This window comes from Chryseobacterium sp. MYb328, from assembly GCF_037572595.1.
Lineage (GTDB): Bacteria > Bacteroidota > Bacteroidia > Flavobacteriales > Weeksellaceae > Chryseobacterium > Chryseobacterium pennae.
Map to the genome: position 1 here is coordinate 76,212 of NZ_JBBGZQ010000014.1, position 13,218 is coordinate 89,429.

The 13,218-nt window shown below is 34.0% G+C and carries 16 protein-coding genes; 2 read left to right on the top strand and 14 right to left on the bottom strand.

Going from position 1 to position 13,218, the window contains the following annotated elements; genetic code table 11:
- Positions 1-2: 2 nt before the first annotated feature.
- The 8 genes from WH267_RS14670 to WH267_RS14705 all read right to left on the bottom strand — a co-directional run bounded on the left by WH267_RS14670 (position 3) and on the right by WH267_RS14705 (position 5,889).
- A complete protein-coding gene (locus tag WH267_RS14670) occupies positions 3-821 on the bottom strand; it encodes a helix-turn-helix domain-containing protein (RefSeq protein ID WP_340009328.1) in 819 nt (272 codons plus the stop codon).
- Positions 822-848: 27 nt separating this feature from the next.
- A complete protein-coding gene (locus WH267_RS14675) occupies positions 849-1,244 on the bottom strand; it encodes a GlcG/HbpS family heme-binding protein (protein ID WP_340009254.1) in 396 nt (131 codons plus the stop codon).
- Between the two features lie 69 nt (positions 1,245-1,313).
- Positions 1,314-2,105, bottom strand: a complete 792-nt coding sequence (locus tag WH267_RS14680) for an SDR family oxidoreductase (RefSeq protein ID WP_115970778.1) — start codon at positions 2,103-2,105, stop codon at positions 1,314-1,316.
- A gap of 149 nt (positions 2,106-2,254) precedes the next feature.
- Positions 2,255-3,163 carry a hypothetical protein gene (locus tag WH267_RS14685; protein WP_340009255.1) on the bottom strand — a complete coding sequence of 303 codons (909 nt, stop codon included), beginning with the start codon at positions 3,161-3,163 and terminating at the stop codon, positions 2,255-2,257.
- A gap of 9 nt (positions 3,164-3,172) precedes the next feature.
- Positions 3,173-4,021 (bottom strand): hypothetical protein, encoded by an 849-nt coding sequence (locus tag WH267_RS14690; RefSeq protein ID WP_340009256.1) that lies wholly within the window; start codon positions 4,019-4,021, stop codon positions 3,173-3,175.
- Between the two features lie 13 nt (positions 4,022-4,034).
- Positions 4,035-4,940: a hypothetical protein gene (locus WH267_RS14695; protein ID WP_340009258.1), complete on the bottom strand. Its 906-nt coding sequence runs from the start codon at positions 4,938-4,940 to the stop codon at positions 4,035-4,037.
- 66 nt (positions 4,941-5,006) lie between these two features.
- A complete protein-coding gene (locus tag WH267_RS14700; RefSeq protein ID WP_340009260.1) occupies positions 5,007-5,330 on the bottom strand; it encodes a helix-turn-helix domain-containing protein in 324 nt (107 codons plus the stop codon).
- Positions 5,331-5,439: 109 nt separating this feature from the next.
- Complete coding sequence (locus WH267_RS14705; RefSeq protein WP_340009262.1) at positions 5,440-5,889, bottom strand: transposase; 450 nt, start codon at positions 5,887-5,889, stop codon at positions 5,440-5,442.
- 546 nt (positions 5,890-6,435) lie between these two features.
- Between WH267_RS14705 and WH267_RS14710 the strand changes: the two genes are divergently transcribed.
- Both WH267_RS14710 and WH267_RS14715 read left to right on the top strand, forming a co-directional pair.
- Positions 6,436-7,332: a helix-turn-helix domain-containing protein gene (locus WH267_RS14710; RefSeq protein WP_340009264.1), complete on the top strand. Its 897-nt coding sequence runs from the start codon at positions 6,436-6,438 to the stop codon at positions 7,330-7,332.
- Between the two features lie 83 nt (positions 7,333-7,415).
- A complete protein-coding gene (locus tag WH267_RS14715) occupies positions 7,416-8,246 on the top strand; it encodes an SDR family NAD(P)-dependent oxidoreductase (RefSeq protein ID WP_340009266.1) in 831 nt (276 codons plus the stop codon).
- A gap of 74 nt (positions 8,247-8,320) precedes the next feature.
- Here the strand turns inward: WH267_RS14715 and WH267_RS14720 are convergent, their stop codons facing one another.
- The 6 genes from WH267_RS14720 to WH267_RS14745 all read right to left on the bottom strand — a co-directional run bounded on the left by WH267_RS14720 (position 8,321) and on the right by WH267_RS14745 (position 13,022).
- Positions 8,321-9,634 carry a hypothetical protein gene (locus WH267_RS14720; protein WP_340009268.1) on the bottom strand — a complete coding sequence of 438 codons (1,314 nt, stop codon included), beginning with the start codon at positions 9,632-9,634 and terminating at the stop codon, positions 8,321-8,323.
- 152 nt (positions 9,635-9,786) lie between these two features.
- Complete coding sequence (locus tag WH267_RS14725; RefSeq protein ID WP_340009270.1) at positions 9,787-10,311, bottom strand: thermonuclease family protein; 525 nt, start codon at positions 10,309-10,311, stop codon at positions 9,787-9,789.
- Positions 10,312-10,397: 86 nt separating this feature from the next.
- Positions 10,398-10,934 (bottom strand): barstar family protein, encoded by a 537-nt coding sequence (locus WH267_RS14730; protein WP_340009272.1) that lies wholly within the window; start codon positions 10,932-10,934, stop codon positions 10,398-10,400.
- A gap of 501 nt (positions 10,935-11,435) precedes the next feature.
- Positions 11,436-11,867, bottom strand: coding sequence for a hypothetical protein (locus WH267_RS14735; RefSeq protein ID WP_340009274.1), 432 nt, complete (start codon positions 11,865-11,867; stop codon positions 11,436-11,438).
- 139 nt (positions 11,868-12,006) lie between these two features.
- Positions 12,007-12,726 carry a hypothetical protein gene (locus WH267_RS14740; protein ID WP_340009276.1) on the bottom strand — a complete coding sequence of 240 codons (720 nt, stop codon included), beginning with the start codon at positions 12,724-12,726 and terminating at the stop codon, positions 12,007-12,009.
- Positions 12,727-12,737: 11 nt separating this feature from the next.
- Positions 12,738-13,022 (bottom strand): hypothetical protein, encoded by a 285-nt coding sequence (locus WH267_RS14745; protein ID WP_340009278.1) that lies wholly within the window; start codon positions 13,020-13,022, stop codon positions 12,738-12,740.
- Between the last annotated feature and the right edge of the window lie 196 nt (positions 13,023-13,218).

Here is a 13,218-nt window from a genome sequence, read left to right on the forward strand (position 1 = left end):
TGTTAGGTTTTAGAATATTGTACTTCTGTGGTTGTTTCACCAAATTTTTGTTTGAAAGAATAGTAGAAATGTGACAAGTTTTCGAAACCGAGGTCTAAGTAAAAATCTGTAGGCTTTTTCTGTTTATATTTGATTAAATAATAAGCTTCTTCCAAGCGTTTTTCCTTCAGCCATTGTTGTGGAGGGCGGTTAAAAACTTTGGCAAAATCACGTTTAAACCCTGAAATACTACGTCCCGTTAGCTTGGCAAATGATCCTACACTAATATTGAACATAAAATTATTATTCATAAATTTCTCGAGGTCAACAAGATGTGGTTTTGCAAAATCGAACAAAACATATTTAAGGTCAGGATTACTATCCAGCAAAAGTTCAATCGCTTCCCTGATCTTTAATTCTGCCAGTCTAGGTGTTGCCTCTTTGGTTTTGTTGATATAGGGAGCCAACGAAATAAAATAGCTGTGTAAGAACTCATTGGGTTCAAAAAAAAACTTCTGCTTTCCCTCATAACATTCTTTAATCTTAATTTTATTCTCAAAAGCATAATGCTGGAGTGTCTTACTATCTAATGTAATAGCAATAAACTTATAGTTCCCAGATTTTGAAGGATATTTAATCGTTCGGATCAGCTGGTTTCGCTTTACCAGTATCACCGTATTTTCCTTAATAATTGTAGTATCATTATCGTAAAAAGCATGAGTCTCGCCAGCCAGTTGAAATCCTAAAAAATGATCAGGATAATATTCTTCAGTTCCTCTTTGCATTTCAAACATACAAGAGTACACCAGCTTATCAAATATTATTTCGTACACAGGTTCCATCATTTGAATTGTAAAAAATTAAATATTTCATTTATGAACTCCTGCAGCAGCAATTTCTTTGTCCTGCTCTGCTGTTCCGCCTGAGCAACCAACAGCACCTATAATATTACCGTCCTTATTCTTTAAAACTACCCCTCCTGGAATAGTAAGGAGTCCTCCATTGGAATTAATCATTCCATAGGCGTGCATCTCAGCACCAGAGATAATAGCCCCCATGACCTCGCTATCAACGCCAAACATAGCTGCAGTTCTGGCTTTTTTTAGAGCAAAGTCGATAACTCCATATAAACTATCCAATCTTGCAAAAGCAACCAGGTGTCCACCTGTATCTATAACTGCTATACTAACTGCTATTCCTAAATGTTTGGCTTTTTCTATAGAGGCATTCAAAATTTGAGTTGCCTCATTATATGTAATGTTCATTTTATATATTTTTAAAGTTTAAATGAAAGAAGCATGAACAAGAATATGTTCATGCTTTCCTAAAATCAATTAGCTTTTTGCAGTCCAGGCTTCTGCCTGCAGCTGCTTAACAAAATCCTCAGTTTCCTTAGGATGTACATTTCTGAAATTGGAATTATCGTCCAAAGCTACATTTACAATGCAGTCAGCCATTGATTGTGGATCCAGCTGTTGCTTTAAAGACTCAGCAGCTCCGTCAAATGCGGATGATGGGGTAAAATTAGTTTCAGGGTTATACCATCTGAAGATCGAATCTACACCACGATCATTAAAACCTGTACCGAAAACCCCAGGGTTGCAGGTTGCAATTTTGATATTAAAATCTGCCAGTTCTGTTCTCAGCCCCTCAGCAATAGCACCCATAGCATGTTTTGATGAGCAATAAGCTGCAACATATGGAACCGTCCATAATTCTCCCATAGAAGTTGTAAATACAATCTTTGCAGCCTTCTTCTGCCCTACCCATTTCTTAATGAAACCCTGAGCAAGCTCCAGCCCTCCAAAAACATTCACATCAAACATAGAACGGATAAGTTCCAAAGGCTGTTCAGCAATTGGTCCTCCTTCCATAATTCCTGCATTACTGATCAGAATATCAACATCGTACTTATCTACAATGTAATTGATATCACGAGAATTGGAGACATCCAACTTATCAGCGATCAATTCAACACCCAGTTCCTTTGCTTCACGAATCAGATCACTCATCTGGGGATATACCTGTGCCGTGGCAATTACTTTATACCCTTTTCGGGCTAGATCAAATGCAGCGATTTTTCCAAAACCACTTGCAGCTCCTGTAATTAAAATTGTTTTGCTCATTTAATGTTTGTTTAAATTCTATAACAAAGTTGCTTAAATTACGCAAAGCCAATATTGCCTCACAGCTCTATTTTATATTGCTCAAAAGTTCAATATTATTTTATGGAGGTATTTACTATTTAAAAAGTATAAAGTTGGGTTAAAAGATATTATTGCTCCACAATGGTAAGTGAGTTATAGGCCCCACTATCTGAAATATCGAATTGGCTGATTGTACCATCAAATGCTACAGTAATCCATGTAAATGGTCTTAATTTATCTCCTTTATTCAAATAAACACTTACCGTGCAAGCTGATCCGACCGGTACTGCATTTGGAGCAGCTCCGGTATCGGAAGCATATCCATTATTTGTTTTGACTCTTTGAGTGATGGTCCCTGCCGGATTTCTGACCTCCCAAATTGCTTCTGTCTGATTATTCCCTCCTGTATTGACCTGGCTCGATTGTAATGCAAAAGTAAAAGTGGCAAAGTATATTCCAGTTCGAGGAGCGATAAACTCACCGGTAGATGGACTAAAGTTACTGGTGGGAACACCAGAGTCAGAATCTAATTTTTCTGTCCAATTGGTTAAATATGATGATCTCCTTTGCACAATACCGGATTTAGGTCCAATCTCTGCAGGTGTACCACTCTCAAACACATATGTATCCTGAGTAGTTTTACTGGCCATTACAATAATTCGTGGTTTACCTTTTGGAAAAAAACTAACCCAATTCGTTCCATCTGAAAACTCTAAATATCCTTTCACTCCAATAGCTGGACTTCCAACATATCTCAATGCACCAGCACCAGCCTGCACAGCCGTTTTGTTGGTATTTCCCACTGCTACAGCGCCATTATTTCCACTACGCAAATCTATGGCAACTTTTGGACTGGCAACCAATACACCAAGTCTACCGGTATTGTCAACAATAACCTTCCCTGCATCGGTTTTAATTTCAACAGGATTGGTGGGATTTTCTATACCCACCCCTATTTGTGCATTGCTATGCCCTGCCCAGAAAAGCAACAGTGCGGATATTCTGATTAAATTCTTTATATTATTTTGTTGCATCATTATTTGTTTTTATAGTTCGCTAATACTTAGGTTATTTAGCTTCCCATCGTTTAAGGTATTTCTTCCGGAACTTATATTATGCTTTACACTGAATTTAATGGTATTACCAGTTTTAAGATTAAAAATTGCATTACAATTTCCACTTATATAATTATTTACAGCTCCGGCCTGAAATGCAGGATAAGAATTGACTGTTTTGAATATTTGAATATTTTCCACATTCCGATTACTTTCTACTGCTGTTTCTATGTAAGTGTTTTTTGGAATGTTACCACTAGCTAAAGTAATATTGAAAGATACCAGATAGAACCCATCACGAGGGGCTGTAAAAGTACCCGTAGAAGGATCAAAATCGCCATTCGGAGTGGTTCCCAGATCTACTGTCTCGCTCCAGCCGGATATATAGGTTGTACTATTACCTCCTATACTTTGGGCAGAACTTTTATTGGCATTAACGAGTGCTTTGGTTGGCGGGGCAAGAGGCAGGGCAATCCATTGTTCACCATCAGAATATTCCAAAAAACCACCTGTATTATAGCGTATAGCCCCTGCACCAGCTTCTGCGGGTGTTTGTGTGCCGGTTCCGAGACCAATAAGCCCCTTATTGTCTGTTGAACGAAGATCCACTTTGGTTATGGGATTTAAAACACCAATGCCCAGATTACCATTGGCATCTACAACCATATCATTGGAAAGCTTTGCAGCATCAGGAGTTGTTCCGTTGTCTTTTGCTGCATCTATTTGTAAGGGCTGTGAAGGGCTAGAGGTAAAAAAACCTACCTGTGCAGCTGTCTTAGACGAGTAAAAAAATAGAATACAAGCAAATGCCTGATATATAATATTGATTTTATTCTTCATAGTAATCTATCTTTTAATGTTCTATAATCGTTAAGTTATTGAATCCGTCATCCGGATTAGTTGGATCAGAAGGATTAGTGGTCACTCGCAACCCTATGGATCCACTTGAGATCAAATTGTGCCAAAGTCTTGTTACAACCTTTGTTCCGGCAGTTAATGTAAGTGTAACTGTACTTGAGCCTCCCGCCTGTGTAGATCGGGTAGAATTGGCGTCATCCGAAGTCCCTGTCATAGATTGTCCGAAGGTTTTGTAAACACTCGCCAGCACTGTGTTGGTTGTCGTATTATAAAATTGGGATTCTACTCTGGTCCCGTCATTAATTACAGCTCCATTGAAATTAAAGGTTAGCAAAAAGGTATAGGTTCCATTACGGGGAGCTGTGAAAACACCCGATGTTCCATCAAAACTGCTGCTCATATCACGTACCACATTCCAATTACTGATATTGGTAGCTGTATTTTGTGTTATTGACTGGCTGCTCACTTTACGGGTAACAATCACCACTTTTTGAGGGGCTATATATGCTTTGTGCCATACAGAACCGTCTGATACTTCAATTTTTGCTCCTACAGGAACATTCACTACATCATACCTTACCGCTCCGGCACCAGCATCAGTTGCAGTCATGGTAGTAGTATTGAGGCCTAAAGCATTTTCTGTTCCCTGGGATCTCATGTCAAGTTTTACAAGAGGTTTTAAAACCCCTACTCCAATAAAACCTGTTGTTTTGCTTACCACAACATCATTGGATACCTGTACCGCAGATAATGTTTCACTTGTTAAATTGTCTTTAGCTCCATCTACATGTAAAGCCGCTTGGGGATTAGGTGTTCCTATCCCAATTTGGGCATACACAAGGTCAATACATGGATAAATTACTCCTAAGAAGAGTATTAGAAAACGAATTTTCTTTTTCATTTGTATAATTTTTGGATTGAATTTTGTAGAAATTCAGGTGATTGACTGAAGTAAGGCAGACGTTCCTTACACAAGCACCTGGCTTTTCCATTTGGTTATAGTATTCCTGCTTAACTTAAAATGCTTAGCAAGCTGAGAATTATTTAATTGATATTTTTTCTGGTAATTCAATATATGAGATATTGCTGAGACATCATAAGAACGGTGTCTTTGATTGAATTGGGTATTATCACTGGAATTGGTATTAAAAAGAACTTTGTTGATCTGTATAACGTCCAGTACTGATAAATTTTCTTTAGATAAAAAAATTCTACACATCTCTTCTTTTTCAGGATACTTTATATTGATAATATCACTGTATATTTTTTTGTAATCAGGAGTGTTTTTCATAATTTTTTTCACATAATTCCGCCGTCAAAAATACTGTATTTACAAGATATAAAGCGACTTATGGTTATAGATATAATTCGATAAGCTAGATATATGCTCTGTACAAAAGCTATTTAGTGATATTTTTTGTCTGTTGATATTTGTTTTGCCATTTATACAGTGTAGATTTGGGAATTCTGTACTCTTCTATAATTTGTACTTTTGTTTTACTCCCATTTTCTATCTGTTCCAGAATAAAATCTACCAATTCACGGGTATAAATGTTTTTTCTGTATCGGGGAAGCCTGCTTTTTGTATTTTCATTGCGGGTATAATCAGCATTGGCTGGTGGAGCATAAAGGATTAAATATTGAGAATAGAGTCGAAAGAAATCATACTCCAGCAATATGCTAAACTGCAAGATTATTTCAGTATTTAAATTCTTCTGCAAAAGCATTGAATTCAATTCAGCTTCGGTACATTTTAAAAAATTACAGATTCTAAATACCTCCATTTTACATTCTTCAATACGTACATTTATCAAAGAGCCAATATGTATATTTTTTAGATCAACATTCATAGATTAGGCTCATTTTACGGTTATTTTTTTTCATCACTTGTGTTTTTTATTATGTTTTTATCAATCGTTTGAACTTAATTTTATTCGGAATTTTATTCAACAAAAAGCCTGTATTCGATTCATAAACCACTTTTTCTTTGCATAAAATTTGTTTTTAGTTTACTATCAAAGTCATCTTTTTACTTAAGATGAACATTCCTAAAATTGGAATCATCCCTTACTATTGCATAGAATAAATAATTATTGATGGTATATTTTTATTGATGTTATGAAGAATATAATGCGTGTTTGAATGCAGACATTGTTCCCATGATTACAATTGTTTTGTTAACAAATTTGCTTGAAATACACAAAACCAATATTGCCGTAAGGTTTTATTTTATATTACTGAAAGGTTCATGGCCAATTAAATAACTTTATCTATTAATCCAATAACATTTCTATGCATCTCTCCTTTATTTAGAATCAAGCATAAATAGATTTTGGTTTTGCTTATATTTTCTTTTTCGTACTTTGGTATTGTTTTACTTATCCAGAAAATAATCAATGGAAACCATAGAGGAATTTTATCATCATAAATTTAATACATATCCAGAAAATATATACGATACGATAGGTCAGTTCAATGCATTCCGTATTGAAGAACGAATGAAAAATAATGAAGAGCTTCCTCCACATATTCGTAGAAATTTCTTTAAAATTATGCTTTTTTCAGGGGAGAACATATTCAAATATGGCCATCAAACAGTCAAAGTAAGTGGTAACACACTATTATTTTTTCACCCAGATATCCCTTATTCCTACTTACCTTTATCTTCTGATACAAAAGGGTATTTTTGTATTTTCAGAAATGAATTTTTCCAGAGCACTCATAAATTACAACTGGATCAGCTCCCTCTTTTTAATACTTCTCTCCCTCCTGTTTTTACATTATCTAACATTCAATACGAGGAGGCAAAATATCTTTTCATTAAAATATTTCAGGAAGCACAGAGTGATTATATTTACAAATATGATCTGATCCGTAATTATGTCAGTGAATTGTATTATCTGGCTATGAAATGGACACCTCCCGGAAATACTATTTCCCAATTCGGAAATGCCGGAAAACGAATTACTACTATTTTCTCCGAACTATTGGAACAACAGTTTCCCATTCAGTATAAAACAGATACTTTAGCGCTGCGCCATCCTAAAAATTATGCAGAAAAATTGTCTGTTCATGTTAATTACCTGAATAGGTGTATTAAAAAAACAACAGGCAAAACGACCGGAGAACATATTTTTGAAAGAATAGCTACAGAAGCAAAAATTCTACTCCGAGATACAGACTGGGCCATTTCGGAAATAAGCGAAGTGCTTGGTTTTGATGATCCTGCTCATTTTAATAAATTCTTCAAAAAACAAACCGGAACCAACCCCACTTCATTTCGATTGGTTTGATTTTTACAAATATCAGTATTATTTCTACCATCATCTCATCATTTGTACATTTTAATTTTGCACTGATAAAAAATAGTACAAAAATGGAGAATTCTAAGATTTGGTATATCACCGGTGCATCAAAAGGTATGGGTCGGGCATTGACAGAACAACTGTTACTTCAGGGTCAAAAAGTTGCCGCTACATCTAGGCAGGCATCAGCATTCTCAGAAATCATCAGAAAAAATGAAAATTTTCTTCCGTTGCAGGTAGATCTTACGGATGAAAAATCAATTGCAGATTCACTTAAACAAACACAAAATAAATTTGGAAAGATTGATATCATTGTAAATAACGCAGGATATGGAATTGGCGGAGCATTAGAAGAACTGTCTGAGCAGGAGATTCAGGACAACTTTAATGTCAATTTCTTTGCTGTTACCAAAGTCATTCAACAAGCTCTTCCTTATTTACGAAATCAGCTTTCGGGGCATATTATCAATATTTCATCAATAGCAGGGTTTGCACCAGGAACCGGATGGAGTATTTATGCCGCTTCTAAATTTGCAGTAAATGGCTTATCGGAAGCTCTTGCCAATGATTTAAAGCCTCTGGGTATCCATGTCACATCTGTTTTACCAGGTTGGTTTCGCACGAGTTTTGCTCATCCTGAGTCTATTGAGTTTTGCAGCAAGCAGATTGATGATTATCAATTCATAAGAGAAGCTCATCAAAAATTTAGTGCATTAGATGGCAAACAGCAAGGTAATCCTGATAAGATTGCTGATGCTTTCATCACCCTAACAAACATACCAAATCCCCCTGTACATCTTTTCTTAGGAAGTGATGCTTATCAAAGAGCCAATGATAAAATCGTCCAACTATCAGAGGAAATAGAGCAATGGAAAAAGCTCTCGGAATCAACGGATTTTTAGTCTGTTTTATGCTTTAGCCCGAAAAAGCTCACCATAGAAATGATGGGCTTTTCGTTTATGGATTGCAGTTTATTTTAATTCTTCTGAAGATCTTTCTTTTTTACCAGCATAAAGTTATCGTTTGCTTCATTTTTTTCAATGTTATACCCCTCATTTAATTCGAGAACCCAGCCGTCGCCTGATATCTTTTCACCCTCTATCCTGACAGGATTAGATATTGAAATCTTATCCCAGTTTGGGCTCATTAATGCACCATTTTCAACAGTCAGAATTCCCCATTTATCTGTAACTCTGATAGTAGGATATACGGTTCCTTTATCTTCAATAGGAATTATATTTCTTGGATCGAAAGAAACGTTCATCTTTTCGAATTTTATTTCAAAATGAGGACTTTCTATCAATTTGGATTTATATTCAGCAATAAGCTTTTTCTTTTTTTCTTCCCTCTTTGTCTCTTCTTCGGTAATTATTCTTCCGTTGTAATGATCGGATATTGTTGTCACCGTATTATTTGAACGATCCGGAATAGTAATATTGAATGCTTTCATAAAATAATCTGTCAAATCCGTTTTTCCCGTCATCTTTTTATTCCAGTTTTTATCTTTATTATAGAGTAAGTATCCATAAACAGGCACTGTGTAGTAAGCAAATGATCGCACAAATGTTGCATTCTTAAAAAAACTATTAATTCCATCCACTAAAAAAGCAGCAGTCTGTGTTTTATTTCTGTTACTCACTACCACTCCTGTAAATTCCGCCATTCCTTCATTGAGTTCCAATAGATTTTCACTGACGTTAGAACCATTATAAAGGCTATGTCTGTATTTCCTGAAAGTAAGTGCGTTCGTAAGATGTCCCTGTAATTCTTTTTCTGAAACAGATTTCAAGGCTTTTTTCAAGGCTTCAAGTTCTAAACGGAGATAAACTCTACCTTCTTTCTGATCCAGGTGATTGTTTTCAGCATTGCTCAATTCAAAACCCAATGATGGCTGTATACGATGAAAAGACTCATGGGCAAGCAAACCAACTCTGTTATATTTATTTTGAGGGAGAGGAAGCATAATCATTGCCCATCGTTTTCCATTCCAGTCTAATGCAGTATTCGCAATATTAATTTTATCAGGTAAAACTCCCGTATAAACATTTCCAGCTGCTTTTAAAATACCATTTTCATCAGCCTCATTGGCAAAAATTGCTCTTGTCTTTGGGTTAATTAAAAGTATTGGGCCATAGAGATCTTTATTCCAAAGTTCTATATTCTTTTTAGACTCGGTTTTAAGTTCATTATAAAAGTTTGAAATACTATCTAAAGAAATCATATTTTTTTGCCCCGTTAGATATTGTCCCAATAAAGAAAACAGTATGATGAAAGTAAAAGTCTGCTGCATGGTTAAGTTTTTAAGTTTCACAGACTACCACCTATTACAGTTATTGTAAGTGTCTGTACCACAAATATAATAAATTACAATTCTTATTTTAATCTGATGATTTTAAGAATATAAAAAAGCCTTAGAAATCAATCTAAGGCTCTTCATTATTTTTAAACATCTTTTTTCATTTTCACTTGGATTTTAGATGCTTCCATTTTCTTCTTTTTTGATTGCTCCCGTTTCATCTTTCTGTATTCCCAGGGAGCAATAGCATGAACATCCTGCCAAAGACCCATCTTTTTCTGTTGAGCCTTTTCCTGTAGCCTCCCTAAAGAATCATCTTTAGAATAAGAGAAGTACCACCACCCCATTCCTGCTTTTATCACCTCTTTTGAAAGGTATTTATCCTGATCGTAATATACTTTGGCAATAGAGCGCCCATAACGGTCTGTACTGGTTTCAGTAAACTTAATTGTTTTCCCAAACACCTGAGAAGATGTGAATTGCTTGGCATTTTTCCCGAAAGCCTGTCCATTTTCCGGACAATCAACATCTGCCAATCTGAGTTTTTTTTGTTTATTCCCTTTTAAAAGGACGGTAATGGTATCTCCATCTGAGATTTTAATTACTTTTCCGCTTGTCTGTGAAAACAGGATTGCAGGGAAAAACAAGCTCATCAACATTAATCGTTTCATGCGGCAAATATAGGGATTAAGAAGAAATAAAATAAAGGAAGCTGGAGGATGGAAGCAATGAAGATCAAAGCACATACCAGTGAAAACTACTCTCTTACTTCAATTTTGAATTGAGCTTTTTCTAATAAATAAACAAGTGTTTCAAAATAATATTTACTTGTATTTTGAATGATAATATCAGTATTATCAAAAATTATTGCTGTATTGATCTCATTGTTTTTAACTATATCAATTAAATAATCCTCTAAAGAATCTAAATTACTCCCGAAATAACCTCTCTTACCAATTAATTGCTCTCCTAAATAATAATACAAATCTTCATCATTTTCAATTAATCTACCGTCAATATATACTTCATTGATATTTTTAACTTCAAAAATATTATGGTTCCAAAGATAACAAGCTGTAAGATAAGCTCCTTTTATTTCTAAATTTTTAATCTTAGTCCAATCAATCTCAATACTATTATTCCAATTATAGAAAATATCAACAATAAATTGATTATAACTATCGCTTAAAGCACTTTTATGATTTGACATAATAACATCCAAAAATATCTCTTCAATATTATCACGTTCTTCAAGTAAATAAATATAATCTGTAGTGAATGTTATTTCGTACAAACAAAAGGTAATGTTATTTCGTACAAACAAAAGGTAATGTTATTTCTACTTTCAACATAAATACTTAATTTCCCATCATCTTCAATTTGGTCTAAAATGTCTTGTCTATAAGCTTTATCAATCTTTAAAAGTAATTTATCTTGAATTATATTTTCATTCCTTTTTAAATTGATATAATTGATTCCACAATATTTATTATTTAGCTCTATTGTCATTTATTTTTTATTTATTTCGTAAACTTTCTTACAATCCCTATCTGTAGTTCACCAACATCAATCAATTCATGCGGCAAATCTAGACTTCAAAGGGAAGAATAAAGCTAAAGTTGAGACTTTATTAAGTGTAAAACTTTGACTAGCCTTGTTTAAGGCAGTAAATTTTATGTAGAAAACCATCCGGAAATTTATGAATTACCTCGAAATAATATCGACATGGTAATCTCCTATGATACTCCCGTTCGTGCCCAGATACAACTTGTCTTCTACAAGAAGAGATGTTTTTTTAAAAACCGGATGTCCACAATTGCTCATTTAAAGTAAATCGACCCAATATAAAATCATCAGGATAATTTTCAAATCCTTGTTTCTGTTTTAACTCGTCAATAATTTCATCAGCTTTGTCTTCATCTAAAAATACACCAATAACTCTCTCATCATCTAAAAAAGTATGAATAGTATAAATATGACTAACCCGAAAAACATATTGTAAGTTCAACTCTTTTATTGATTTGCTGCCCTCACTAATCACATCTTCTTTCGTTAAATAATCCCGCCCGATTTCTCCCACAACACTATTGAATCCATTTTGCCAATGAATCGTATTTAATTGATATTTCCGGACAATAACTCCGTCAGGATAAGTACTAAATCCAGGGAGAGTTAATACGTTCTCCTTTGCTATTTCGAGCAGTTCTATATCATCAAAATATCCCAAAAATTCCAGTCCGTGTGAGTATCGTCTGTATAGATATGCTCCAGTGCATATACAAAGTAATTCATAGTATTTTTTTCTGAAAAGATATCAATTAAAAACTTAATAATTTAAACAAAACATGGGACAGCTTTATAAATATCTAAGCCATTACAAAAGCAAGATTTTTATATTCTCTCCTAAAAGCCTTGTCAATATATTCCCACTCTCTGGAATTGACTGATAGTTTAAGATTTTGATAATTTTTAAGTCTGATAACTGTATCTGCTTCAACCTTATTGATGATTGTCCCCAATCGATCTTCAAAAGTATAGGAATCATGCCCAAGATAGCCTTTAGATCCTAATAATACGTCTCCCATTAAATTAAATAAGTCTATATCTGATTTTGCCAGATCCAAATCCACTTCATAAAACGTATTATTAAGCTTGTCAGTTCCCGAATTCCAGATTCTGCAAGAAGAACAATATGCATCTTTTTTATCCTGATCTAAACTTAAAAAATCTATTTCCTGATTTTTTGACCAGGCTGAAAGAATATCTATAACATATTGATTGTAATTATTTCCATCATATCTCATAATAGGTATTCCTCTAGCTGTAATACAATCTTCCGTTGCAGCTGCATCTTCTATTCTAAAATGAAAATCATATAAAACTTCCTCATTCCCATATTGATCAGTGACTTCAATAGAAAAGTAAACAATATTCATATAAAAATCGTCCCAATCTATATCTTTGCTTACATACGAAATCTCATTTAAAACAAATATCTTTTCAAAACTATGATTAAAAGATTCCATTTTAATCTGTAAAGCTTTACAGATCATCAAATCATTGTATTTCACACTTACAGTCATCATATCACTTATTATCAATATTTTAATTTTGAAATATAACTTTTCAACTGTTCTTTATAAACTTCTATATCAACTCCCTGAATGGACGGAAAATTATGTGATTTCTCATCAAAATAATAGGCTACTTTTTTCAAAAAATCATCTTCGTACTCTTCCAGATACTGAGTGACCTTTTCTATCAATTTTGGATCTATATAATCCTCCGGACCTTTAACATAAAAACCTTCATTCACTTCATCATTTTGAAGTGCTTTTTCAAGAGCGGGAAGATATATTTTATAAAAATCATGGGATCTCATATTTTTAATTTTTAAAGATGGGGATGACAAAATTCGGTAATGAGCTATGGAAAAAATAAAAAAATAAAAAAAAGTCCAGTTATTCTAAATCCATGGTTATTAATCAAGTAAAGTTAACAAAAAAGTTTCTCCAAAATTTAATTAAAAATTATCCTTTAATTTATTTTTTTATTTCAAAAAGTATTGTACCTTTGCA